Origin of the sequence: Pseudoalteromonas sp. SG45-1 (assembly GCF_014164135.1) — a bacterium.
GTDB classification, from domain to species: domain Bacteria; phylum Pseudomonadota; class Gammaproteobacteria; order Enterobacterales; family Alteromonadaceae; genus Pseudoalteromonas; species Pseudoalteromonas distincta.
Window position 1 is genome coordinate 1 of sequence record NZ_JACJEP010000037.1, and the last position, 26,092, is coordinate 26,092.

A 26,092-nucleotide genomic window follows, 5' to 3' on the forward strand; every position below is an offset into this window, starting at 1 on the left:
GTGGGCTCGATAACTGCTCCTGCGTTATTCTAATGGCTTACATCCATGTAAGAATAAGTAAAAACCGAGCAAAGCTTCCGCGTCCTGCTCACGCCCCTTACCTACATCCATGTAGGCAACAAAGATTTAATCGTCCCTAGAAAGAACCCAAAGGGCAGCGTATGTTTGGTATTTATACTACGTTATCGCCTATTTATGGGGAATACCACACTACATAGGCTCTGCCTTGGCTAAAAACCAAACACACTACTGCAAATTCACCCTCCAAAGATCAACACGCCCGAATACATTCAATATAAAATTAACTTTAGTATAGAAGACATTTATAATAACGCGATAAATAACAAGCAGTTTGAAGTTAAATTATTAATAAAAAATTCAAATTAAGCTTAAAATTGTAACCTTTCATATAAACCAGATGCTCTTGATACGCTTTTATTCATTGCTAGTTGCAGTACTTTTTTGTCAGCCACCAGCTCAAACTTATTTTTAGCGCGGGTTATTCCCGTATACACTAATTGCCTGTTAATACCCATGCGCGCTTGTTTTAGCGGTGGCAGTACCATAGCGGTGTAACTAAACTCTGAACCTTGTGATTTATGAATAGTCATTACGTATACTTTATCGTGTGCAGGGAGTCGTGCTGGCGAAAATGCTCGTTGATTACCTTGCTCGTCAATAAATATGGCTTTGAGCTGATTGCTTTCATCGGGCATTAAAATACCAATATCGCCGTTAAATAACTTAAGCTGGTAATCGTTTTGGCTCACCATAATGGGCATGCCTGTATAATGATGAGTATTAGGGCTAACTGTTATTAAACCTTGCTGTTGCAATACGCGCTCTATTCGCTGATTTAAGCTATGCACGCCGTAATCGCCCTCTCGTACCGCAGCTAAAAGCTGATAACTAGCAAAAGCAGCATGCACCTGTGCAACATCTGCACCTTGGGCAATTAAGTTAAGGTATTTTGCATAATGACTTGCTGCACTTTTAACGAGTTTTTCAATCGGTTTTGCTACAAAGTCGTAATCTAAAATTACATCGTTAAAACGCCCTTCACTACTTTCTTGCTCAACGTAATTTAAAATACCGGTGTTATTGGTGTTTACCGCAAGTGCGAGTTGACCAATGCCGCTTTGTGCGTCAAATCGATAACTGTGCTGTAAAAAGGCAATGCAATCTGCAAGTTTAAATTCACTCACGCTTTGCGATACGAGTTTAGGTTTATTATTAAAACATAAACTATTTAGCTCATCACAACGTGCTTGCGAATAGCGTGGCGTTTGCCCAAGTGTTAAACCTTGGCATAAATCGCTCATTACACTGCCGGTATCTACCGAGGCAAGTTGATCTTTATCACCTAGGAGTATTAATCGCGCGTGCGCGGGCAGTGCTTCTATTAATTTAGCCATCAGCGATAAATCGACCATACTGGCTTCATCAATAATTAGTACATCTAAATGCAGCGGATTACTTTTATTATGTCTAAATTTATTAGTAAACGGTTTTACGCCCAATAAGCGATGAATAGTCTGAGCGCTTTGCGGGATCAGCGTTTTTATATCATCAGGAATCGTTGTGAGCTTATTTTTAGCGCCCAGAATAGATTCACTTAAACGTGCAGCGGCTTTACCCGTCGGTGCCACCAGCTTAATACTAAGGGGCGCGGTTTTATAAAGTGACTGCAAAATAGCCAGTAACTTAGTCACTGTGGTAGTTTTACCGGTACCTGGACCACCCGTGATCACGCTAAAGCCTTTGGTTGCGGCAATCGCACATGCCACTTTCTGCCAATCAGTTTCAATTGTTGAATCAGTAGGAAAATAGGTGTGTAAAAGTTCTGCCAATATTTCATTATTAATATTGAGCTTTCGCTCGCTCATGCTTAATAGTCTATCAGCAAGTGTTTGCTCATAACCTGCAAGGCGCGCAAAATAAAGTCGCTCGTTAAATAATTGCAATGGCTTACTCTCGCCAACGCTTTCATGGTTTTGTAAATAGCTAACCGCTGTGTGTACGTTAAAGTCATCACTAAACGGGCTTAGCGTACTGGGTACATTGCCATCTAGTTTATTAAAGTCGCTTTTGCGCAAGTTAAAAGGATTGCTCCAGTCAACCTCATTTAAAGTTAGGCAGCTATGCTGACTTTGCTGCGATAAGCACAGTAATAAAATAATATAAAACAGCTCATTATGTGTTTGCTCAATGTCATTAGCACACAGTAATTCAGCGAGTTTAACATCAACCACACGTAGTCGATTTTGCGCTAATAAATATTCAAGTAACGGGACTTCGATAATAGTATTATTTAACACAATGTCCTCTAATGGGACATCTTGTGCTACATTTTTTGAAGTAAGAGGCTCTACGGCTTCATTATTAAGTGTCTCGTCTATATCGTCAAACAAGCCAGGTTGCTCATTTAAATCGCTCATAGCATGGCTCCTTGGCTAAATAAGCCATCTAAAATAATCACTTGTTCTTCAGTTAGCTTTTTAAAGTACACGCCTTGCCCTGCAGGCATCCCACGTAAAAACGTGTAATACACGCCGCCTAAATGGGTTTCTATTGAGTAATCAGCTATACGTTGTTTTAATAAACGATGCAGCGCTACCGTGTAGATTAAATACTGTAAATGATACTGATGACTGCTCATCGCTTGCTCAAGCATGTCGCTCTCGTAATCAGCTGGCGTGCTACCTAAATAATTAGACTTATAATCTAAAATATAATATTTGCCTTGGTAGCAAAATATTAAATCGACAAAGCCTTTTAACAAGCCCTTTACGTGCGAAAATTCAAGCTTACTTTGTGTAAAACCAAAATGTTTAACCAGCATTTCGTTTAGCTTTGGTGCACTTAAGCTCTCAAGAGGTAAATTAAATTCCATTTCGACTAGGCAATCTTTGGGTGTAAGCACACCCAATGAAAGAAGGCTTTTTTCTAAAGAACTGTTATCTAGGGGGCACGCAAGAACATCAAGTACCCACTTTTCAGCCACTTCTCGCCATTGATCACCTATGTGGTACTTTTCAAGGCTGCGCTTAACTACTTCAGATAAGTTTTGCTCAGTATTAGTTGGGTGAACTATTGGGCTAGTAAAATCTATTTGTTCAAATATTTCGTGTAAACAGCTACCAGGCTTTGCCCCTTTAGGAAAACTATAAGGTGATGGTAGTTCGTCCTCTTGCACTGCAAACTCGTCTTTTTCGTGATCTTCATCACTTCGCCCCGGGGCTAATTGGTCGCTGTGCTTTTTAAAGCTCAACGCACTAAAGCTGGTTGCTCGCCAGTTACGCTCAATATTTGCCGTTACTTTATTAACACTTAACGTTTGCTGCGCACTTTCACTGTTATTAAAACAAAGTGTTCCCTGCTCTAATAACGTTTGTGAGGTAAATTGCTGATAGCTCATCGCGCTGTTAGCGTCGCAAAACTCACTTAAATGCGTGCGCCATGTTTGGCTACTGGCAAGTTCAAGCCCTGCAAATAAAACATGCCCAAGTGCACTACTTTGCATAGCCAAGCGGCTACTTTGTCCTTGCCCTATGTTATAAACACCAAGCGCACAAAAATGTACGGCGCGAGTAAGTGCTACATAAAGCAGGCGTAAATCTTCAGCTAGGCGTTCTTGTTCTGCTTTTTGAAGGGCATCTTCGTCTTTACTTAAATCGTAAACTAGCTTGCCATTATTATGATAAAGCGCTTCTTTTGTTTCGCGATAGCCACTGGCAAACGGCATAAATACCAAAGGGTATTCAAGCCCTTTTGAGGCATGCATAGTGACAATTTTAACTAAGTTGGCGTCACTTTCTAGGCGTACCTGTACTGTTTCACCGTCTTGTTGGCTTACCTTTTGTGCAAACCATCGCAGTAAACGCAGCGTGCCTTCAAGCTCTATTTGTTTTTGCTGAAGTATTTCGCCCAAGTGCCTAAAGTCAGTAAGCCAACGCTCAACGTTATATCCTAACCCTTGCCATTTAGCGCTAAGCTGGTTATGGCTCATTAAGCGCTCAAGCATGGCCATAGCGCCTTGCTTGTTCCAAATGTGGCTAAGTTGTGCAAAAAAGTTTAAGTAGTCTTGCCATTTATTTTCATCATCAGCGAGTGCATGTATTTCGTTATAACTTAAACAAAATAGCGGACCAGCTAAAACACCGCGCAGCAATGACTCATCATATTGTCCATGCAGCGCTGTTAAAAAGTTAAGTAGGTGATGGCTAAGCTCTTGGCTAAAAACGCTCTCGCGCGATAAATACACGCTGGAAATTTTGGCATCACCTAGCGCTTTTTTCATTATTTGCGCTTCAACACGGTCGCGCACTAATATACAAATATCGGCAGCGCTGACAGGGGTACTGTCAATACACGCATCCCCTTGTTTTGCTTTTTCAAGCAGGATCACTATTTTATTAGCAAAGTGAGTGGCTAAATGTGCTTGCCCTACACCTTTGTTGGTTGGTTTGTTTTTTTCGTCTGCGGCTTCATCCACAAATACATTAAATTCGAATGCGGTCGTGGGTTTGCCATCAATTAAAAAAGAGTCTTCCGCTTTTTTACCTTTAGCAGCTACTGCGTTAAAGGGGATGGCGTCGTTATAAATAAAGCTGTTAGCGTGTTTGCCAAATAAACTATTAACGCTATTGACTATATCGGTGCTTGAGCGAAAGTTAGTACCCAGCGTAAATTGCTGATCAGTCTGTACAGCTTCTTTTGCGCCAATATAGGTAAAAATATCTGCGCCCCTAAAGCCATAAATAGCTTGTTTAGGGTCGCCTATCATGGCAAGCGTGGTATTTTGTTGCCCATAAATTTTACTAAAAATACCGTACTGAATCGGATCGGTATCTTGGAATTCATCAATCATGGCAACCGGGAACAACTGCGCAATTTTTTGCGCTAGTACGTCGCCTTGCTCGTTATTAAGCGCACTGTGTAAATTGGTCAATAAGTCATCTGGGGTGATAACGCTTTGCTCTTGCTTGCGCTTAACTATTGCGGCTTTTACCCAGCGTGCTGCATGTTGTACAACCGCTATTTTGAGCCCTTGGTTTATGGTGTTGTTAAGGGCGGCAAGCTCGTCAAACTGACTCAGTAATGGATGCACAAATAATGGCTGATTTTTTTTATAATTGCTCACATCGCTTAAGTTTTCTGTACTCCACACTTCAAACGAATACTTGCTAGTGCCAAATTCAAAAAACAAATCACCCCCTAAACAAAATGCTACAAGCGCACCAAGGCTGCCTTTTCGTGCTGGCGTTTTAGACCCGCTTAAACCCGAGCTTTTAATAGCACCGATAAACTCTTGCTCTAACACCGCTTTTTTAAATGCAGGCACACGGGTTATGTACTCGTCACGGGCTTTCCACACATCGTCTAAATTTATTTGTGGCGTAATGTGCGCATTAGCTTTGTTTAAAATACTCGCCACTTGAGCGAATAAAGACTCTGGTGCGGCAAATACATCTAAAATAGCATCGGTGCGTTCTTTATTAAGTGGGTATACAAACGCACGCCAAAAATCTTTAATAGTTTCAAGTAATATGTCGCGCTCATCTAAAATAAATTCGAGATTAAACGCCACACCCGACTCAAACGCATGTTGTTTTAGCATCCGCTGACAAAAGCCATGAATAGTAAAAATAGCGGCTTCGTCCATTGATTTAGCAGCCGCATCGAGTAAATCAAACGCGCGGTGTTTATCGTCAATTTTGGCAATTACGCCTTCAATGAGTTCGTCGTTTGGGTTTTGCCCAAGCAGTGCGTCGCGCGCAGCAATAATTCGGCTGCGTACGCGGTCTTTAATTTCTTGAGTGGCAGCGTCGGTAAAGGTTACAACCAAAATTTGCTCAACACTCAGCGGCGTATTTAACTCACCTTCTATTTGCATGCCTAGTAAGTAACGTAAATACAGCCCCGTAATTGTATAAGTTTTACCAGTACCCGCACTGGCTTCTATTAAACTTTGACCAATGAGCGGCATAGTAAGAGGATTAAGCGCTTGCATGGTCACTCTCCTTTGCGTGTTCAAATAAAGGCGTGAGCAATTTATCACTCCATTTTATAAATTCTTCTTGGCAGTCGTTTAGCGATTGCACCGTTAAGCGAATATACGGGTTTTCGCCCTCGCCTCTCCCTATGTATTGCGGGCTAAATTTGCTCATTGCTTTTGTTATATCGCCGCCGCTTTTAACGTATTCATAACCACTTACCGGAAAAAATGGCACAGGCTCTGCGCGCAGCGCTTTGTATAATTCAAACCAATCAAGTAACAATGCATCGGCATCAGCTTTATTAATTGGCGCAAAGGTAATTTGCTTATCAAGCCCAAGTAACAATGTTTCTACTTGTTGATCCATACTTTGCGCTGCGAGGTGATAAATAAAGCCTTTAATTAAATCTTTCGCTTTAATACTCGCACTGCGGTAAAACACTTGTTTTTGCAAATAAACATGATTGAGCCAGCCCTCTACTTTGGTGCCTTCAATGGTAAGCAAAACTTCTATCGGCTCACTTTTTCCGCCTTTAATGTGCTCTTTTACTTGCCCTGCAAGCGCGTCAACTCGGTGCTCCATACTCTCAAATATGAGGCTGCCTACATTGGCTTGAGGTAACTCACCCCGCTGCAGTATTTGCTCGGTACTCAGTGGTTGCTCGTTTATATTGGCTTTAAGTATTTCATCAAGGTAAAAATAACGGCGCAGCGCATCTAGGCTAAAGGGTTCTTCGTCTTTTGCTACTTCGTTAAATTGTGGCAGGCGTAAGCCCAATGTTTGTTGATAAAAGCTCTCTTGTGCGCTGCACACACTTCTAATAAACACATCGAGATCTAGCTGATCTGGCACAGTCACATCAAGCGCAATAACTGGCTGTGGTTTAATTGACTCACTTGGCAGCCAAATTGGATTGTAACTGTGGTTGCTCAGCACAGTATTAGCTTGCTCATCGGCTAAATAGTAATGGCTATTAAAGGGCTGTAAATGCTGCTGATTAATTAGACATGCGGGCAGCGTTTTTTTACTCTTTTCGTTTAATACAAAACTACGCCCAATATATTCTAACAGCTCACTTACAAGCGTTGATGGCATGCGCGGTTGGTTATCAAAACACGAGCGACCAATGTAACTCATGTATAAGTTGTCGCGGGCACTCAGTAGCGCTTCTAAAAATAAGTAGCGGTCATCTAATTTACGTGATCGGTCACCTTTTTGCTTTTTAGAATAAGGCACTAAGTCAAAACCAATGGGTTGTACGTTACGTGGGTAGTCAGCATCGTTTAAGCCCAGCATGCATACCACTTTAAATGGCACGGCGCGCATGGGCATAAGCGTACAAAAGTTTACTTGCCCAACCAAAAACCGCTGCCCTACGCCTTTTTCTTGAATGCCTTGTTTAACTAAGTAACTAACAATACGCTGCGAAACCGCTTTACTGTAATCGCCGTTGTCGTGGTGTTTTTGTAACTCTTCGAGCACGTTTTGAAGTACTAATAAATCCCAGCTGTCGTCGCTTTCACTTTCGTATATAGCGTTTAATAGCTCGCTTAAAATATGCGCTTTATTGGTGAGCGTATCATCGGGCGTTAGCTGCTCTTTAAAGCTTTGCAGTACATCAATAAAGTGCACGAGCTTGTTGAGTGTATCAAGCGCCATGCCTTCTACTTCATCAGCGCTGTAAATACCGTTAAACGGGCATTGTTCGTCGCGCATGGCAATGCCAAGCAATAAACGGTTGAGCCCATGTTGCCAGGTATTTAAATCGATAGCAGGTAAATCAAAACTGCTTTTATGCGCTGCGTTTATACCCCATTTAACGCCTACACGTTCAAGCCAGTATTGAATTTGCTCGTATTCGTGTGCTTCAAGTCCAAATTTTGCGGCTATTTGCGTCACTTGTAATAAATCGAGAATATCCGACACACCAAAGCGCGAAAACGGTAAGTTAGCTAAACTCGCAAATGAACTAAGCACGGGCTTTTCTTGCTCTATGGCTAAATCGGCTAATGCGTACGGAATAAAACGGCTGCCTTGCGCCCCGCCAAATACAGCTTCAATATAAGGGCTGTAAGTGCCTACATCGGGCATCATGACAATTATGTCTTTGGGAGTAAGCGTTGGGTTTTGATTAAATAAGTTAAGTAAGTAGTCGTGCAAGCGCTCAACTTCTCTGAGCGGTGTATGGCAATCGCTGAGCGTAATACTGGTGTCGGTTGCGCTGATTGGTAACTTACCTTCGTCGTTTATAAACCACTCTTTGTTATCGGTCAGCGATTCGCCTTTAAACGCAAGCTGATAAATCTCGCTTTGTACTTGCCCTAGTAAGGTGTCGTCAAACACATCAATAAAACCATCAATCCAACGGGCATCTAACTGTACAAGTTGTTCAAAATAGTCGCGGCCTAATTTACCCCACGACGATAACAACGGATTACCAATAAAGTAGTATTCTTCATCTGGATTGGTTTGTTTTTTTTGTTGCGCTTCCACCAGCGGCATTTTGGCGTATTTAGCGCTTATTTTAGCTGCTGTTTTTTCATCTATGATATCGCCCCAGTAGTGCTCACTTGGGTTAAAAAAGAATAATATAACCTCTGTTTTTTTACTCAGTGCTTCAAACACCTCAAGCTGGGAGCTGGCAATCGCCGATATACCAAATAAACTAATGCGTTGTGGCAGTATGCTATTATCCATGGTCTCAAGTGCTGCAAGTAATTGCCCTTGCATGTTAGCGCGATGAAATTGGCTTTGCCCAAGCTCTTGGCTTAGTTTTACAATGCGTCGCCATAAATCAGGTTGCCATGGGGCAATGGCTACATCTACGTCATCAAGCTCATCTTTGCCGCTATCCCATGTGGCTATCCAGTGTGGTCGGTACATTAAATATTGGTCGTACACGTCGGCTATTTTTTCACATAGCGCAAAGGTTTTTTGCCCGTCAATATCGCCCTCTAAATAGGTTTTTAGCGGCAAATATAATGGCTCATCAATACAGTTTGGTAAAATTGCAAACAGTTTCCAAGCAAGGTTGGGCTTATTAAATGCCGACTCTTTAGGGACATTTGGCAGTAATTGCTGATACAACTGCCAAATAAAGCTCGACGGCAGCGGAAAATCTACCTGCGCTGCGACCCCTAAGTTTTCGCTCAAACCTATTTTTAACCACTGCGACATACCCGGCGATTGCACTAGCACCACTTCTTTGTCGAACGGGCTTTGCAATGGGTTTATTTTTAACAGCTGGTGGAACTGCGCTTGCAGGGCTTCCATCCGGTTTGATTGAATAATATTTAGCATATAACACTGACCTTGCTTGAGATAAAACCAGTGTAAGATATTTTCAATATTAGGGGTAGCGCAAACAGGTAATTGATATTAATAAATCAGAGAGTTAGCAAGTAATTTAAACGCACAGCATTAATTTTGATCACTGTGCGTTTTTGTTTATAGAGTAATGTTATTTATAAGGGCTAATACTTGATAAACTAAAGTCACTTTGCATTATTACTTGGCCATCAATGCCTTTTAATTTAAGTGAAATAGTGGGATCAGTTTGCTGCCAGTCTATGCTTAAATCACCGTAATTTACGTTATGAGTATAATTCCCTACTCGGTGCTTGTTAGGGCTTACGTCTTTCCATTTTTCAGTTAAGCCTGAGCTGGTCATCTCAATTAATGGGTAATCAAGGTTTTGCTGATACTTTGATATTTCACCCCAGTGCGTATCGCCGCTGATGATCACGACCCCATTTACTTTATGCTTTTTAATCAATGCAAATAAACGATTTCTATCTTCAGGAAAGTTTGCCCATGACTCCCAACCTGTAAAATCGGGTGAAAGCTGTAAGCTTGAGGCAATCAATTTAATTGCAGCAGGCTTTTTAAGCTCTTGTTCAAGCCATTGCCACTGGGCTTCACCTAGCATTGATGCGCCCTTCACTTCACTAGGACTATACGGGCCTTGGTTATTTAACTTACGTTTAGTGTAGTATTCAAGCTCACCTACATGGTTTAACGCATCACGGTTCCAACGTAAATCAGGCATTATTACTTGTATGGTTTGCTCATTTTCACCATACATGTACGAGGTATAAATTCCATCAGAGCGAGTGCGACGCGCTGAGTTTGCAGGCTCACCCCAAAAATTAAGCATAATTTGGCGTGATTGCTCTTTATGCGGATACTCTTTACCTGCATCGTTTTGGCCATAATCGTGGTCATCCCACATAGCAATAATAGGCGTTTGCGCTTTTAACGTTTTAAAACCAGGCTTTGCCCCTAAACGTTGGTACTTATCGGCAAGTACATCCATATCGTTGGTATCGCCGTAGATATTGTCACCCAAAAATATAAACAAATCGCCTTTCTCTTTGTTAATTGCATTAAATATGGGTATCTTTTTATCTTGATGCCCACACGAACCAAATAGAATTTTAGATGGCGCGGCAGTAACACCTGTACTAATAACCAAACTCAACACCAAGGCAAATAGGGTTAATGGTTTTAATAGGTTCTTCATTTTAAAATCTCGCTAATAGCAGGCGCCATATTTGAATTTATTTCATTTGGGTTTTGCCCAAGCGCCTTTAAAACGGTCGCCGCTATTTGCGCTTGTTTAAGCTCATTTTTAGTTTTAATTAAGCCACTACCTTTTATTGCGGGGCCAATGGCCGCAAGCCAAATATGTTCAGAGCCGACAATTCCTTCTGGGTAGGTATTTTCACCTAACTCTAGCTCAGCAAGTGCACGTTTAGAGCTGTGATGTTGCCAATCGTTGGCATTATTGCCACGGCCGTGATCAGTAGTAATAATTAGTGTGGTGTTATTTTTATAACCCGCTGTAGTTTGAATGGTTGCCCATAAGTCTTTTATAAAGGCGTCACTTTGCCTTGCCGATTTAAGGTATTGATCGTAATGACCATCATGCGCAAAGTCATCGGTTTCGCCTAAACTTATCACTAACAACTTAGGCTTTTTAGCCAACATATACGCTTTAGCAAAGCGGTATGTAAAACTGTCTAGTCGTACGTTATACCAAGGACTGGGGATTTCGTTTTGTAGCGCATTTAACAGTGGCGCATCTGTGAATAAATTCTCTTCAATTGACATAAAACCTGCATTTACATACACGTTACTGCGCTTAGTATTTACAATGTATGGGAACACATCCCAACTACCAAATAAGGCTGTGCTATCTTTAAACTCAGGTAACTTATCTAAACGCTCTAAAATAGTTTTATTTGGGTTGAGCACTTTGTTATTACTATTTATATTTTCGTCAACTTCACCGGTGAGTATTTCGTTATAACCAGGATATGAAAAATACCACGGGTTACTTACCGACATATTAGAGCCGTTAGCTCTATCGCCAATTATAATCCCTTTTTTAGCCACTACTTGCGTTAAAAAAGGCATTAGTAATTGCTGGCGCTCATTTGCTGTTTTTGCCCAAAACTGGGTCTTTAATTGCTCTGGCTTTTTAACAAAATCAGTATTATTAATTAAGCTATTATCAGCCCCATAAAATACTTCTTGCCAGCGTACTCCATCAAGCGTTACCAGCACTACATTTTGCGCTGCTGTTGCAAAGTTACTCGCTAATACACTTAAGCTAAATAGTGTTACTTTTATAATTGTTTTCATCGCGTTTGCGCCTTTTCATATAATAAAGCCCATCAATGATGGGCTTTATTTTAATTCAATTACTAAAACTTAATTAAAAGTCAGCGGTAAATGTAACTGCTGCGGTGCGTGGCGCGCCAATGTAATAAGTAGCGCCGTTACCAGTACCACCTGCTAAGTAGCTTTTGTCAGTAACGTTATAAACAACAAACGATACGTCAATGGCTTTAAACGGACCTGCATCTACGTCAGTTGAATAACCTGCATTAAAATCAAGTACGGTGTAGCCGTCTACTTTATTACGGGTGCGAGTGTCTTCGTCTTGCCATGCACCTAAGCGCTCACCGGTGTATTTAGCGGATAAACCAACACGAAAGCCATCGCTAAAGTAATCGGTAGATACCACAAATAAATCTTCTGATGAATCTATTATGCTGTCGCCTTTTCTAAAGCTCGGTGCTACCTCATTACCACTTTCATCTCTTAATATTACACCCTGTGAATCGTATGCATTTGGATCATCGGATGAATACTCAGAACTGCTATTAGTATACGACGAGTACACGCTCCAGCTTGGTGTTAACATATAGCTTGCTGCAAGCTCAAGCCCATTTGAGTCAATACCCCCTACATTTACGTACGAGCCATTTGTACCAATGGTGTAATCAATGCCGTCTGTGCCACTACCAGGGGCAATAAAGGTAATGCGGTTATCAAACTTAACACTGTAAGCCGTTGCTGTAAGGGTTAATCTGTCGGCTTGGTAACGTACACCAAAGTCGATGTTGTCGGCAGTTTCTGGCTCTATGTTTGTAAGTGTTGAGCTATCTCGCTCAAGCACACCGTCTTTTATTGCTGAAAAATTCTCGCTGTAACTAGCAAATAATTCTGTGCTGTTATTTAGTTGATACAATACGCCACCGCTAAATAACACGTCTGAGTCGCTATCTACTTTATCTGATCTTTCGTTAGCAAAGTGGTCATACTTTTGTAATTCAACTAAATACTGTTTTGCACCAATATTTAATGTTAAGTCACCAAAATTAATCGAGTCTTGTAAGTACCATTTGAATGTATCGGTATCAAAAGTGTTTTTGTATTGTGTCCAGTAAGGCGTGCTATCAAAGTGATGATAAATACGCGCGTCAATTACTTTGTGCCAATCACGCGACTCGTCACGCTCGCTTTGCTCATACCAAAAGCCCGCTTCGATATCGTGATCACCAAATGTAGCTTGGTAATTTGCCGTTACACCTAAACGATCTTTGTTGTAATGCGTATGGCGGTAAGACATAACCGGCGTTGCTGTTGCATCGTAACACGCAGGATTTAAACCAGGACCCGACTCCCATGGCCAGCTCAAACTTTGCGTACAATCGGCATCTGGTGCAAGCGGGTTGCCTTCACTATCAGCAAAACCATAAGAGCCTGCATTAGTGCCACCCTCGGTTGTTGGGTCACCATTTTCATCAACAGGTGTTGTTAAATAAGGTGGGATCCAATCGCCGCGACCTGAATTTTTATGATAATAAGGGCTAACAGTTAATAATGAAGTTGGTGAAATAGCGTATTCAAATTTTAAATAGCCTAAGGTATTTTCACGAAGCGTTCCCCAACCTTCTGCAAACATTTGGTCAAAGTGCGGAACTCCCGTCCAATTCCATGTTAGCTGATCCCAGTCTGGAGTTTGTTCAAACTGCTCAAGGCTTACGCTGTTATAGTTTGTCTCGCTTACATCATCGTAAGATAAACGACCAGTAAGTGTTAAATCATCAAAATTAGATACAAACTTAAGCTCAGCGTGTTGGTTGTCTTTGCCCCCATTACTGCCTGAACCAATCCAGCGGCTTGTATCTGTTTGCGAGTAACTTACGTACGCTTGTGTGTTATTAAAAACAGTGCCTGTTTCGTGTTTAATATAATAACGCGTGGCATCGTGGCTGCCTGATGTATAAGCAAAGGTAGTGCCTTTTTCAAGGCTTGGGTCTTTACTTACAAAGTTAAATGTCCCGCCTAGTGCTTCAAGTGAAGCCGACTTAATATCAGACGTACCTTGACCTACTTCTACTGTTGCTAAATTTTCGCTCTCCAAGTAACGGTTAGCTTTAGCACCACCGCCGTAATTAGAGCCACCATTGGGAATGCCATCAACGGTCATACCTAATTGTTGTTGGTTTCCATCAATACTAAAACCACGCATAGTGATTGTAGTAGACCAATCGTCGCCACCAAATGCATCACCTTCGTTTATGCTAATCCCTGGTAAATTATCAATAACCGATATTATGCTCGATACCGAACTTTGTTGCTCAAGCATTGCAGGCTCAATAACATTGTTAGCGTAGCTCGTTGGTTTAGCAACCACGGTTACTTCTTCTATGGTGTTGTCGTTAGCATAAGTAGATGTTGATACCGCCATAGCAATAGCCATGCTCAATAGCGATTTGTTTTTTAAAGCGTACATTGTTGTCCCGTTTAGTTTTAATTATGAAATATGAAAACGAGCACAGTATGGATTTTAAACATGACAACGAGGATGAACTTTATTTACATAAAGGTTAAACAAATATGGAAGATTTATGGCGGGAATATGTACAAAAAAAGACACTCAAAGATTTAACTTTGGGTGCCTTAATAACTAAATATAATATTTAGCTGTTACTTCAATTCAGCTAGCATTTCATCGCTGTAAGGTACTAACTCTTCACCGTTTGCAATTTTGCTAATGTAATCTGGGTTTGCGATAAGTGGGCGACCAATAGCGATTAAATCAAACTTAGCATCGTTAATTGCCTCTTTTGCTGACTCAAAAGTATAGCTGCCTACGCCTACTAATGTACCTTTGTAGCCTGCACGTAAAAATTCAGACGTCGTTTTACCTTCAAGCGATTCAAACGTTGTACTGTCGTCAAAAATACCGCCGTGTAAGTATGCTAAATCTCTCTTCTCAAGCTCTGGTAATAAGTAATCGAATACCGCTTTATCACGGCTATCTTCGCTCATATTAAAATAAGCACCCGGTGTAACACGTAAAGCAGTACGCTCATTACCTACAGCGGCGATAACTGCATCGGTTACTTCTAGTGCAAAACGCGACATATTTTCAGGCGTTTGACCGTATTCGTCGCTGCGTGTATTTGCAGCGTAATGTAAAAACTGGTCAATCAAATACCCGTTAGCACCGTGAATTTCTACCCCGTCAAAACCCGCTTCAATCGCATTTTCTGCCGCTTTTGCGTAATCAGCTACTAGGCCCTTAATGTCATCTATAGTCGCTGCTTTTGGTGTGATGTATGTAAGCTCACGCATACGAGGTACAGAGCCTTCAACGCCAATTGCCGATGGTGCCAGTACATCGCCATCAAAAAAGTGAGGATGTGCAACACGGCCAACATGCCAAAGCTGTGCAAACATTTTGCCGCCATTAGCGTGCACTGCATCAGTTACTTTTTTCCAACCTTGAATTTGCTCACTGGTAAATAAACCAGGTGTATTTGGGTAACCTTGCGCATCTGGACGAATAATAGTTGCTTCGCTAATAATTAAACCGGTTTCGGCACGGCGAGCATAATATTCAACCATATCTTGTGTTGGCACTAAGTTATCGTCAGCCATACAACGCGTTAATGGTGCCATAAGTACGCGGTTTTTAAGCTCAATCGTATTATTTAGTTTAAACGGAGCAAGTAGATCAGTAGTCATTTTTCAATCCTTCATTAAGTATATGCTTACTACAATGTGGCCTTTTTACAAACATTCAAGCTTATTTTGAATGATCGCTCAAATTAGTTGTGACTTATACTGTTCAATATACAAATTAGATCTGCATTGCTGAAATTAAATAGCAACTTTTCAACACTCTGTCATATAACTCGATATACTTGTGTGCATATAATTTAGATATAGTAATTAAGAGTGAGCTAATTATGACAACGCCAAATTTAAGCGAAGAACAAGCTGTAATTTTAGGGCTTGGGGCAAAAAAACGCCTAGCCTATATGTTCGAAACCGTACAACAATTTAAACAAGTATGGATTTTAAACGACGATGATGGCTGCGTTATGCTTGCCAACGAAGATGACGACTGTGTGCCAGTTTGGCCAACTCGCGAATTTGCAGAAGCATGGGCAACTGGCGAATGGGCTGGCTGCAGCGCTAAAGCAATTCCACTTGCTGACTGGTTTAGTCGCTGGACACCAGGCCTTGAAGAAGATGACCTACTTATTGCAGCCTTCCCTACAGAGGAAGACGACGGCACGATATTGTTTTCAGACGAGTTTGAAAAACAATTAAAAGCACCGAAGAAAAAATATTAAGGTTCAAAGCCTAAATACTCAGAGTTATTAATTTATAAACGCGGCACTTAATTTAGTGCCGCGTTTTTATTGGCAATTTCTAAAATCCAAATAAGCCTGCGTAATAGCATCTGGATTTTCTACTTGCGGATAATGCCCAAGCTCTACAAACTCTTGTACGCGCGCATTCGGAATAAGCTTTTTATAATGTTCAATCATGTGCTTACCAGAGATAGGATCTTCTGCGCCTGCTATAAACGTAAGTGGTATATTGCTATTTATGATGGCACCAACCCAGCGTTCTCGGTTTTGCTGTCTCTGCTTTATATAGCTAATGAGTTTAGGCATAACGGCTAAACCATCTTTATAAATTAGCAACTCCCAAAGTGTGTCTACCACTTGTTTTGAGGGCGGTGTACTTTTACTAAAAATAGTAACTAAATTATTGGCAAATTTTTGTTTATTCATTAATTTTGGCACTATCCAACCTAGCTTTGAAAGTAAAAGCTTTTGTATAAATAATGGTTTATGCACCTCAGGAAATAACCCACCATTTAAAAAACACACGCTGTTTATTTTAAAGTCACTTTGGCTAACCACTTGCCTTGTTAATAACTCTTGAGCCACTGTATCGCCATAGTCATGAGCTAAAATATGTACGTCATTAATATTTAATGTTTTTAAAAATTGGGTATATAAGTCGGCTTGTTCGGTAATTTTATAAGTAGCGTTTATTGGTTTATCTGACAAACCAAAACCTAGCATATCGAGCGTAATTACAAAATAATGTTCACTAAGTGTTTGCCACATACCTTCCCAATCCCAGCTAGCACTTGGAAAGCCATGTATTAAAAGCAGCGCAGGCTTAGTTATATCACCAGCTATTTTTGTAAATATTTGATGGCCAGAAATATGAGTGAATTGGCCCTGCGATTGCCACTGTTGAAGAGAAAACATATATTAGCTTTATTTTTATTATCTATTTGTTTGTTTTATCATAGTGGTAATTAATAAAGGAAATAAAACCAATGTATAAATTTGCATTGGCTTATTAAACGTTATTTTAAAATTTAATAGTGTAATCTACATAAACTCGGTGGTCGGCTCTGTCGCCTTTAACACCATCAACGCTGCCTGATTTTTCGGTTGTATAATCTACAAATAACCAGCGCAAACTTAAGCCTTTTATTTTCTCAACTTTATAGCGCGTATCTACAGCCCAATATTTTTCATCAGCTGTGCCAGCTAACTTACCCAGCGCAGAGTTTTCAGCATCGCTACCGCTTGTGTAGTAAAACTTTGTTGTTAAACCTGGCGATACTGCTTTTAAATCAATGCCAAAACGTGCCTGCCACGTTGCCTCGTTTTGATTTGTTAAATCGGCACCAATCAATGAGCGAGTTGGAAATGGGTTTGTACCATGATCGCCACTAAAGTTATCTTCAATCCAAGCATCACTTACTTTGGTAAATGCCACACCTACACTCCAAATATCTTTTTTCCAATCAGCATCTAAGTAATAGGCAAATCCATCGTTTTCACTTTTAGTTAAACCTGTTAATGCGCCAGTTGCATCTTCATCATCTAAATCGCCGCCCTCTGCGCCTGTTACAAATAAATCACCATCATCTTGTGAGGTAAATATGCCAGTTGAAAGGGTTAACTTACTTTGCTCAAGTTTAATGTCGTAACTAATTTTTAATCCCATTTTACTTAGATAATTGTGGGAATTTAAATATTCAGCCTCTAATGTTATGTCGTCTTTTTTATGCGTAGCACCTACGCCCCAAATTACGCTAATGGCGCCAGGTGCCGATTGATCGGTAGAAAAGTCTTCCCATCTTTCATCATGTCGACGGCTCCATTTATCGTATACGTAACCATATAATTTAGTGTTGCCAATTTTGTAATCGCCAAAAACGCCTCTAAAAGTATTAGGAATAGCACGGCTGCCTGAGCTTTTTAAAAGCATACTTTTGGTTTTTTGCCCACCTACTTTAACGTGACCGTTTTTGCCCAATTTAAAATCTAAAAAATATTGACCAAATTTAGAAAAGCTATCGTCTACTCCGCCACTCTCATTACCTGCTGGTAAAATATTACCTGCGGCTGAACCTGTAGAGTTAATATTCATTACGGTGTAAGTCGATACACCCACACTCAATAAATCATTTATATAACCTGATGTGTAATTGAGCTCTATACCTTGAGCAAAAGTTGAATCGTCACTTGCGTCGTTATCGTAGTCACGGTCGAAATAAATTGATCTAAGTTTTAAATTAAATTCATCTTGTTCTGTCAGCCCATTAACAGCAGCATACGAAGGAATAGAAATGCATGTTAATACTGCGCCTGTTGCCGCAAGTAATTTAGATACTCGGTGAGCCATAGTTATCTCCGTTACCTTGTTTTTTAAGTTTTTACTGTGCAGCACATAGGGATGTGTATGCTTTTTGACCTACACGGCAAACATGTCATAAGGTAATTACATTTCAAGTAATTACCTTTCTTTCATGCTAATAAATATAGAACAATATAAATTTATAATGTTTTAATTTTTATATTATAAAATAGTAAGAGTTTGTTTTATTTCGGATGAATTGTAAAAATTGGTAAAGATTACCTCTTGCTCACTCGTATCTAAGTCGCTAATTTTATTTAAAAAAGCCTCATAATATTAATTAAATTTTACTTGATTTAAACTTACCTAAGTAAAGTTATGAGCAGCTGATTTCTTCTAAAAATCAATAGGCACAAAAACCAGCTCCTTTTGCTACTACTTTTGTTGGTATCTATAAAGTGATGCAGAATTTATAAATTATTATATTTATATGTATTTTAATTTTATCTTGAGGCTTAAAATCAACTTTTTTGACTCCCCCTACTCTAAACCTCTATAAAATATATACATTCCAATTAATAACAAAGTTGTGTCTTGAATAATAGGTGCTATATTTATCACGTTATTAAAATAGAAACACACTTACTGCGACTCATGAAAAAGGATTAATTAATGATTCAAGCACGACCGGTTAATAAAGGGTTATTAATCTCACTGCTTCCTCACGTCATTTTATTAGTTGCGGGCATTATACTTACCTACTTTGCTCATATTAAACACCAAGAAGCCATAAAAAATAAAATAAACAATGCGCTTGATAACCGCCTATCATCGCTTTCTACAGGTATTAACAGTAGGCTCGATTTGTATCAATATGGGCTATTTGGTTTAAAGGGCTTTGTACATGGGATAGGTGCAAATAACTTAAACTATCAAGCCATAACTAACTACTCTGGGAGCCGTAACTACGCTAAAGAATTCCCTGGAGCTAATGGTATTGGCTATATAAAAAAAGTTGGCGTTGAGCAATTAAATAAATTTTTGAATGATGCAAAAAACGATAGACCCGATCAGACATTTAATTTGAATACACTCGTAGCGACTAGTGATGAGCATTTTATAATTCAATATATTTTTCCTGAGCAAAAAAACTTACAAGCAATTGGATTAGATATTGGATCTGAGAGCATGCGCAAACAGGCAGCACTAAATGCTGCCATAAATAATACAACCCAATTAACGGCGCCACTGACTTTAGTACAAGCGAATAAACTCTCACAACAAGGCTTTTTAATATTAGTGCCAATATATAAAACCATTACTATTTCTGATAATAAAAAACAGCGCCTTAATGAGCTTTTAGGTTGGGCATATTCGCCGTTGTTAATTGATAAAATTTTAGACTCACTTTCACACCTTGATGAAAATCAACTAACGATAAGTGATATAAATAACGATACTGAGACTGATTTTTTTAGTTATGGCATAAAAAGCAGAACTAACGATTATCAATTAACTAAAATTATAAAATTAATGGGTAGAACGTGGAAAATTACCATTGATGCCTCAGACGCCTTTATTTATAACCTTCATCTCCCTAGTCGGTATCAAGCCATTGTTAATGGCTCTTTCGCCACTATTGGCTGTATGTTTGTAGTTTTTTTAATGCAATTGTTTATTTTTAGAAGAAACCAAAGAATTAAGAGAAAAACACTTCAGGCTAAAAAAAATAAACTCGCATTGCAGCAAGCAAATTTAAAACTAGAAAGCGAAGTTAAACAACGTACGCAAGAAATAGCCGATATGAGCATGCTCCAACAAAGTATTTTAAACAGTGCTAGTTATTCAATTATTGCGACCGACACAAACGGCTTAATCACTCTATTTAATCCCGCCTCTGAAAAGTTATTAGGCTACAAAGCGCAAGATGTTATTGGCATTAAAAACCCTGGCATATTTCATTTAAAAGAAGAAATTATAAAAAAGGCTAAACTACTTAGTGCTGAATTAAATAAACCTGTCACCCCTGGTTTTGAAGTATTTATCTTAAAAGCAACAGCAACAGAGCCAGATATTAATCAATGGACATACATTTCTTCTACAGGCGAGCAAATACAAGTTAATTTAAGTGTCACTTCGTTGTTAAATAACGAAGGAGACACCGTTGGCTACTTAGGTATTGCTTACGATTTAACAGAACAAATTGACCACGAGCAAGCCCTTGGTCACTCAAAAGAACTTGCTGAGCAAGCATCGCAAGCAAAGTCTGAATTTTTAGCAAATATGAGCCACGAAATACGAACCCCAATGAACGGTATACTTGGCACATTACAACTATTACAAGAACAACCGCTTAATGAAAAATCAAAAGAGTATTTAAAAAAATCACTATATTCAACTCGAGCACTCACCACCATTATTAACGATATTCTTGATTTTTCTAAAATAGAGGCCGGCAAGCTCTCATTAGAGAATAAGCCTTTTGATTTTTTTGAACTTATTCATCACTTAGAGTCAGACTTAGGTGTGCAAGCAACAGATAAAAACATTTACCTTAAATTTGTGATTGATATTGAGCACAAGCATTGGGTGGGCGACCCAGTTAGACTCAGACAGGTATTTTTAAACTTAATATCTAACGCGATTAAGTTTACATCTCAAGGTGGCGTTACAGTAACGTTTAGGCTAACTGACGAAAAAAAAATATGTTGTTGTATATCAGACACCGGAATTGGAATCTCTGAGCAAGCAATTGATCGATTGTTTGAGCGCTTTGAACAAGCTGAGCAATCAACCACGCGTGAATATGGTGGTACGGGCCTTGGCTTACCCATCACTAAATCATTAATAGGCCTTATGAATGGCGAAATTAAAGTAACAAGCCAGTTAGGTTCAGGGAGTCAGTTTTATGTATACTTACCATTAAAACAAGCGCAGGTGGATGACAGCACATTAACAACCAAAAATATTGAGCTTCCTGACCTATCTGGAAAAATTATTTTATTAGCTGAAGATAATAAAATAAATCAGCTTGTTGCAGCTGCGATGCTTGAACCAACTAAAGCCACCATTATTATTGCCAACAATGGTTTAGAAGCGATTTCATTATACGAGTTACACAAACCAGACATTATTTTTATGGACATTCAAATGCCAAAAATGGATGGTCTTCAGGCATGTAAAATAATTAAGACGCTTAATAGCGAACAAATTGTTATTGCATTAACTGCTAATGTTTTTACAGAACAAAAAGAAATATACAGGCAGCTATTTGATGGTTACGTTTCAAAACCAATCGAAAAACATGAACTTGTCGGCATGTTATCGACACTTTGCTTAGTAAATAATTAGTCATTCTGAGGGCATTAAAAAACCCAGTTATTGTTACCTTTCGATATTAATAACTGGGCTCTAAGAATAATGGTGGAGGGAGAGGGATTCGAACCCTCAGAATTAATCATAAACCTACCAATAAAAAAACATAACCAATTGAAATTTAAGAATTACATTAAATCCAAGCTCTATTTCACTCGTTTTATAATATTAAATTGCACCACTTAATTGTGCACATAGATAAGTATTAAAAACTACACAATATTTTATTACTTGTAAATATAAAATGGAGGGTTTAGCGCCATGGGGGACGGTATTACTTCAAACCCTCGATCCCATCTACGTCTACCACCTTAAAAGCAAAAAGCTTAGGGGTTACCTAAGCTTGATTAATTTTGAGCTTTAAGCATTTAGCATAAAGGCATTTACAATTTATTAATAATGAAACTTATCCTTAAAATCACTAAATTGCATTTCAAAACGATGTAAATAGCTCGCATCTACATCTTCTTCGTTAACATTCTTTAGTGTCTTTAATAAAGATTGAAAATCTATCATTAACTCAGCTCTGCTATTTTCTATAGTTTCAATATCAACTTTGCGAAAACATAGCCAAAGCATATATATATCTTGGAGTGTTCGGGTGAAGGCCTTTATAGATTTTACATTTAACAACTTATTGAACTCTTCTAAAAGTGAAGTTGTATTTAATAAAATTTCAATTTTTGAGATAAACTCACTTGTACTCACTACACTTTGCAAATATTTTGTAGTTTTGGATGATGAATCAGTCAAGGAGTTTAAAAACAAAGTAACTCCAGCTTTATTGCTAATTCGGCAGTTTAATCGATCTGATTTCTGAAAGAATTCGACACCTGATATTTCAGGCTCATAAATTGAAATATAATCCAAGTAACTTAATACTGCGACCATCTCTTCATTTTCCATCCTATCTCTGGATGATTTTTTATTTATTACTCTTAAATAAAACCAATCGTTTTTTTCTTTTGTAACTTCTTTAATTTTCTGAATAACCGATTTATTTACAAAAGAATTCCACATCTCAAATGAGTTTTCTTTTATAGGATAAGGTTTATTGTTTAAACGTATAAATAAGTCAACAGGTTCAAATTCACTGTTGAGTTTAGAATCTATCTCAATAATATTTAAATCAAAATCAAAAATTTTGTCTTGGTACTCTTCAGCAATACCACTGAATTTATTCCCATTAAGCTCAGTTAAAATTCTAAGACCTTTTAATGAGAAATTACTATTTTTTGAATAATATTCATTTCCATTCTCATCAAGATAAGGTCTACCTAAAAAGCCCAGCACAGACAATAACCTTTGTTGCCCATCTATTACTTCTCGCACCCCATTTTCACGCTTAAAAATAAAGATCGGTGGTAAATATATGCCCAGTAATATACTTTCAATAATCGAAGATGCTTTATAAACACTTATCTTTTCCTGACGTTGATATGATGGACGTAAAAGATATTTGTTTGTTCGTAAATCAGAGAGGATTTCCTCTAATGGTTCCGATGATGGCTCTGGTTTCAATAGCCTTAAAGTTTTTAAAGCAGATATTTTATCTAAACTCTCACCTTCGGTTTGCCGTAGATCTTTAATTTTTTCTTTAAAACCATCAGTTTTAATATACATCATCAGATTTATTGAATACATTTTCTCGAAAAATGATGCGGTATCTGTGTATCTTTCATTTATCGCACCGTAAAAGTGCGATCCTTCTGTATCGTATTTTTCCTTAACGTTATCATAATGTTCAACGATTTTTTCAACTAAACTGTTACTTACTTCAAGCTCTATGCCTTCTTTTGCAAGGATAGTGTCCACCCATAATAGGCATTCAAAAACCAGCTTATTGTCGATAAAGGAAGCATTTTTCTCCTGAAGCAGTTCATACAAAAAAATTACTTTATCAAGGTGCGTTTTAAATTCTTCTACAAAAGCTTCACTATCTTCTATTTCTGAGACAATAAAATCATAGAGTAATTCCCTAGTATCTGTTCTACCACTGTCAGCATAAGCTTTAATTGGGAAATGGCTAAGAGTGATAAATCGGCGAAAAAAGTCAGTAATATTAGATTCTGATGCGCCATTATTTCTCTTCTTGAAAAAACAATTTTGTAATTTTAGAGTAAATTGAGGTGAATCAGCCAATAACACCTTTATCGAAGATGTAACAGGATCATCATCGTACTTTGCGTTGTCTAATTCGTTGCCTGTTATAGGTGTAATACCAGTGTTGTATCGCCTAAATATTTCTTTTTTAATTTTATCTTCTAGAGCAGAATTCAAAGAAGGTTCATTCACTACTTCAAACTCAAAAATTCTTACTTTAGTATCAAAAAAGGCGTTCTTTATGTCAGGACTAAAGTCATTTAAATTTTTCTTATCCAAAAACTTTAATTCCATTAATCCATTTATTGATAGCTTGAATGAGTTCTCTTTAAACCTTTTTAATGTCTCAAAACGCTGCCGTCCATCAATTACCTCAATTGTTCTTCCGCTTTTGAATAAAATCAATGGAGGTATATCAGTTCCCAGTAATACACTTTCAATAAAAAAAGAAGCTTTACTATTATCCCAAATATAATTTCTCTGGTAATAAGGTTTATAGTTTATTCGGTTAAGGTTTCGGTCACCTAATAAAGTCTTAACAGAAATAGAACGCATATTTACTTTCAAATTGTTTTTAAAAACTCTTACGAACTCATCATCTTTTATCATTATTTTTTCACCTAAAAACGATCTTCGTTTAATTGTAATTTATTTTCAGTTATTATTTTTAGCTCAAAGATTGACTTATCTAATATTGAAACTTTAACTAAATCGCCTGTATCCATAAACTCAAAGTTATTATTAAAAAGACGATCTAAAACTGAGTACTTAACAAGCTCTATAAACTCATCGTTGTTTTCCATTCCTAGATGCAAAAGATGATTATTATTCTCTCCACTAACTAATAGAGTTAAATAGTTATCTTCATCTAATTGACTCTCCAGTATTACCACTGTATCGATAATCTCAATAGAGGTTGAATATTGCGGGTTTTCAATCTCTAAATCTGAAATGAGTTTTGTTGCTTTCATTAAATGCTGTTCTAGCTCTTCACAAAAGCATTCTCTTCTGTAATTGAAACTTTCATTGTCAGTTAGCAAATCGCTCATTTCAATTTTTGATAGAAAACTTAAGTGTTTTAATAAATTATATTTCAAAATAAGAGTTCTAAAATTTGTTCCATATTTTGAGATTGAGTTGTAGTAGATAATGAAAAGTTCTTCTTCTGTAAATTGAGACCTAATAATTTTAGAATAAAAAAACCTTTGTTTTTCTGTAAATAAAGACTCTTCATCTATAGTTTTATAAATTCTGTATACAGTTTTTAAATAGTGGGATATTTTATCCTTATGCTTTTGGTAAATAGAAATGTAATGCTCTTCAACTAACTTTATACGTTCTTCAAATTTTTTATCTTCAACATTTGGAATTATTTTCAAGTCATCTGTGATCTGTTTAAGATCACCCGATTCACCAAAGAACTCTCTGGTAATATTTGTATAAATATTGATTAAGGAATAAAAGTTTGACTCAAACTGTTGTACTTTAGCTGTGCTTGCTTGAGCTTTGAGGGCTTCTTTTTGTTGAGTAAATACATCTCTTGCAGCGACATACTCTTTTCTTAGCAATTGCATTTCTTCTTTTTGGACATTCAAAGCTTCTATTTGCTTCAAAAGTGCTGTTTCATTAAGTTGAAGAGCTTTTCTTTGTTCTTTTAACCCAACGTAGAATAGTATGACCCCAGCCAAAGCCCATAGCGAACCAACAACCCCACCAACTACATCACCAAATTGTCCGAATATGGCTGCGTCAATTGCAGTATTAAAGTCAAATAAATTTGCTTTATATGTGAAAAATGATATTGCTAATATAACTAATCCGACACCAGTTAATATTAATACTTTGGAGAATTTTTCATTTAAGGTATTGATATATAAAGATTCCTTTTAACGTTACATCAATTAAAATTAAAGACTATAATAATATTATTGTTCCGTATCCACAACTCCTTGTAGCAACCTACATAAGCGAACCACAACTTTGCCACCATGATTCTAAATGATATCATCCCAACCAGATTGCAATATTGCTGGCATGATAAACTTGGTAATAATATCTGTTTCAGCTAATGATTTTTTATTAATTTACGTCATAGAAAACATCCCTAAAATCTATCAACTGAAGCGCGATAAAGTAATGAAAACATAAGATTAACACGCTTCATTAAATTCAGGAAATACCACTACTAAAATCGTTAAAACTACCGTTTTGCTTACGGAAAATAACCATCTATGTAGTGGTCAATAAAATTTGGCCACAGTTTTAGAATCTTGATATCTAACCTCAGATTCATTTGGCGCTAAACCGGCATTATAATGATGCGGCCTAACGTTGTTGTAATATCCGTTGATATA

At 38.1% G+C, this 26,092-nt stretch carries 14 protein-coding genes and 1 pseudogene; 3 read left to right on the forward strand and 12 right to left on the reverse strand.

Annotated features, from left to right (window positions below):
- Nucleotides 1-389 precede the first annotated feature (389 nt).
- The 7 genes from recD to H5117_RS19150 all read right to left on the reverse strand — a co-directional run bounded on the left by recD (nucleotide 390) and on the right by H5117_RS19150 (nucleotide 15,326).
- A complete protein-coding gene (gene recD / locus H5117_RS19120; RefSeq protein ID WP_182738904.1) occupies nucleotides 390-2,438 on the reverse strand; it encodes an exodeoxyribonuclease V subunit alpha in 2,049 nt (682 codons plus the stop codon).
- Complete coding sequence (gene recB, locus H5117_RS19125; protein ID WP_182738905.1) at nucleotides 2,435-6,013, reverse strand: exodeoxyribonuclease V subunit beta; 3,579 nt, start codon at nucleotides 6,011-6,013, stop codon at nucleotides 2,435-2,437. The genes recD and recB overlap by 4 nt, the downstream gene beginning before the upstream one ends.
- Nucleotides 6,000-9,299 (reverse strand): exodeoxyribonuclease V subunit gamma, encoded by a 3,300-nt coding sequence (gene recC, locus H5117_RS19130; protein ID WP_182738906.1) that lies wholly within the window; start codon nucleotides 9,297-9,299, stop codon nucleotides 6,000-6,002. Before recC ends, recB begins: the two co-directional genes overlap by 14 nt.
- Before the next feature lie 160 nt (nucleotides 9,300-9,459).
- Entirely contained in the window at nucleotides 9,460-10,521 is a 1,062-nt protein-coding gene (locus tag H5117_RS19135) for an alkaline phosphatase D family protein (RefSeq protein WP_182671764.1), read from the reverse strand.
- Entirely contained in the window at nucleotides 10,518-11,645 is a 1,128-nt protein-coding gene (locus tag H5117_RS19140; protein WP_182738907.1) for an alkaline phosphatase family protein, read from the reverse strand. The genes H5117_RS19135 and H5117_RS19140 overlap by 4 nt, the downstream gene beginning before the upstream one ends.
- Nucleotides 11,646-11,718: 73 nt before the next feature.
- The gene (locus H5117_RS19145; RefSeq protein WP_182738908.1) at nucleotides 11,719-14,088 is read right to left on the reverse strand and encodes a TonB-dependent receptor domain-containing protein; all 2,370 of its coding nucleotides are present in this window, start codon (nucleotides 14,086-14,088) and stop codon (nucleotides 11,719-11,721) included.
- A gap of 194 nt (nucleotides 14,089-14,282) precedes the next feature.
- Complete coding sequence (locus H5117_RS19150; protein WP_165723927.1) at nucleotides 14,283-15,326, reverse strand: alkene reductase; 1,044 nt, start codon at nucleotides 15,324-15,326, stop codon at nucleotides 14,283-14,285.
- A gap of 224 nt (nucleotides 15,327-15,550) precedes the next feature.
- Between H5117_RS19150 and H5117_RS19155 the strand changes: the two genes are divergently transcribed.
- The gene (locus H5117_RS19155; protein ID WP_002962412.1) at nucleotides 15,551-15,940 is read left to right on the forward strand and encodes a DUF2750 domain-containing protein; all 390 of its coding nucleotides are present in this window, start codon (nucleotides 15,551-15,553) and stop codon (nucleotides 15,938-15,940) included.
- 66 nt (nucleotides 15,941-16,006) lie between these two features.
- Here H5117_RS19155 and H5117_RS19160 read toward each other — a convergent pair whose 3' ends face one another.
- Nucleotides 16,007-16,876 carry an alpha/beta fold hydrolase gene (locus H5117_RS19160; protein ID WP_182738909.1) on the reverse strand — a complete coding sequence of 290 codons (870 nt, stop codon included), beginning with the start codon at nucleotides 16,874-16,876 and terminating at the stop codon, nucleotides 16,007-16,009.
- Nucleotides 16,877-16,982: 106 nt separating this feature from the next.
- Complete coding sequence (locus tag H5117_RS19165) at nucleotides 16,983-18,308, reverse strand: OprD family outer membrane porin (RefSeq protein ID WP_182694195.1); 1,326 nt, start codon at nucleotides 18,306-18,308, stop codon at nucleotides 16,983-16,985.
- A gap of 624 nt (nucleotides 18,309-18,932) precedes the next feature.
- On the opposite strand from H5117_RS19165, the gene H5117_RS19170 reads away from it, so the two are divergent.
- Nucleotides 18,933-21,611: a CHASE domain-containing protein gene (locus H5117_RS19170; protein WP_182738910.1), complete on the forward strand. Its 2,679-nt coding sequence runs from the start codon at nucleotides 18,933-18,935 to the stop codon at nucleotides 21,609-21,611.
- A 417-nt stretch (nucleotides 21,612-22,028) separates the two neighbouring features.
- Here H5117_RS19170 and H5117_RS19175 read toward each other — a convergent pair whose 3' ends face one another.
- Both H5117_RS19175 and H5117_RS19180 read right to left on the reverse strand, forming a co-directional pair.
- Nucleotides 22,029-24,347 (reverse strand): DUF262 domain-containing protein, encoded by a 2,319-nt coding sequence (locus H5117_RS19175; protein WP_182738911.1) that lies wholly within the window; start codon nucleotides 24,345-24,347, stop codon nucleotides 22,029-22,031.
- A gap of 11 nt (nucleotides 24,348-24,358) precedes the next feature.
- Nucleotides 24,359-25,426 (reverse strand): putative phage abortive infection protein, encoded by a 1,068-nt coding sequence (locus H5117_RS19180; protein ID WP_182738912.1) that lies wholly within the window; start codon nucleotides 25,424-25,426, stop codon nucleotides 24,359-24,361.
- Between H5117_RS19180 and H5117_RS19185 the strand changes: the two genes are divergently transcribed.
- Nucleotides 25,413-25,628 carry a hypothetical protein gene (locus H5117_RS19185; protein WP_182738913.1) on the forward strand — a complete coding sequence of 72 codons (216 nt, stop codon included), beginning with the start codon at nucleotides 25,413-25,415 and terminating at the stop codon, nucleotides 25,626-25,628. The genes H5117_RS19180 and H5117_RS19185 overlap by 14 nt on opposite strands.
- A 110-nt stretch (nucleotides 25,629-25,738) precedes the next feature.
- Here the strand turns inward: H5117_RS19185 and H5117_RS20915 are convergent.
- Nucleotides 25,739-25,822: pseudogene (locus tag H5117_RS20915) on the reverse strand (restriction endonuclease subunit R); the annotation flags it as partial.
- Between the last annotated feature and the right edge of the window lie 270 nt (nucleotides 25,823-26,092).

Excerpts from the sequence above, each read along its gene's own strand:
- recB (WP_182738905.1), bottom strand. The coding sequence starts at position 6,013 with ATGCAAGCGCTTAATCCTCTTACTATGCCGCTCATTGGTCAAAGTTTA.
- H5117_RS19145 (WP_182738908.1), bottom strand. The coding sequence starts at position 14,088 with ATGTACGCTTTAAAAAACAAATCGCTATTGAGCATGGCTATTGCTATG.
- H5117_RS19140 (WP_182738907.1), bottom strand. The coding sequence starts at position 11,645 with ATGAAAACAATTATAAAAGTAACACTATTTAGCTTAAGTGTATTAGCG.
- H5117_RS19165 (WP_182694195.1), bottom strand. The coding sequence starts at position 18,308 with ATGGCTCACCGAGTATCTAAATTACTTGCGGCAACAGGCGCAGTATTA.
- recC (WP_182738906.1), bottom strand. The coding sequence starts at position 9,299 with ATGCTAAATATTATTCAATCAAACCGGATGGAAGCCCTGCAAGCGCAG.
- H5117_RS19170 (WP_182738910.1), top strand. The coding sequence starts at position 18,933 with ATGATTCAAGCACGACCGGTTAATAAAGGGTTATTAATCTCACTGCTT.
- H5117_RS19185 (WP_182738913.1), top strand. The coding sequence starts at position 25,413 with ATGACCCCAGCCAAAGCCCATAGCGAACCAACAACCCCACCAACTACA.
- recD (WP_182738904.1), bottom strand. The coding sequence starts at position 2,438 with ATGAGCGATTTAAATGAGCAACCTGGCTTGTTTGACGATATAGACGAG.
- H5117_RS19160 (WP_182738909.1), bottom strand. The coding sequence starts at position 16,876 with ATGTTTTCTCTTCAACAGTGGCAATCGCAGGGCCAATTCACTCATATT.
- H5117_RS19155 (WP_002962412.1), top strand. The coding sequence starts at position 15,551 with ATGACAACGCCAAATTTAAGCGAAGAACAAGCTGTAATTTTAGGGCTT.
- H5117_RS19150 (WP_165723927.1), bottom strand. The coding sequence starts at position 15,326 with ATGACTACTGATCTACTTGCTCCGTTTAAACTAAATAATACGATTGAG.
- H5117_RS19135 (WP_182671764.1), bottom strand. The coding sequence starts at position 10,521 with ATGAAGAACCTATTAAAACCATTAACCCTATTTGCCTTGGTGTTGAGT.
- H5117_RS19175 (WP_182738911.1), bottom strand. The coding sequence starts at position 24,347 with ATGATAAAAGATGATGAGTTCGTAAGAGTTTTTAAAAACAATTTGAAA.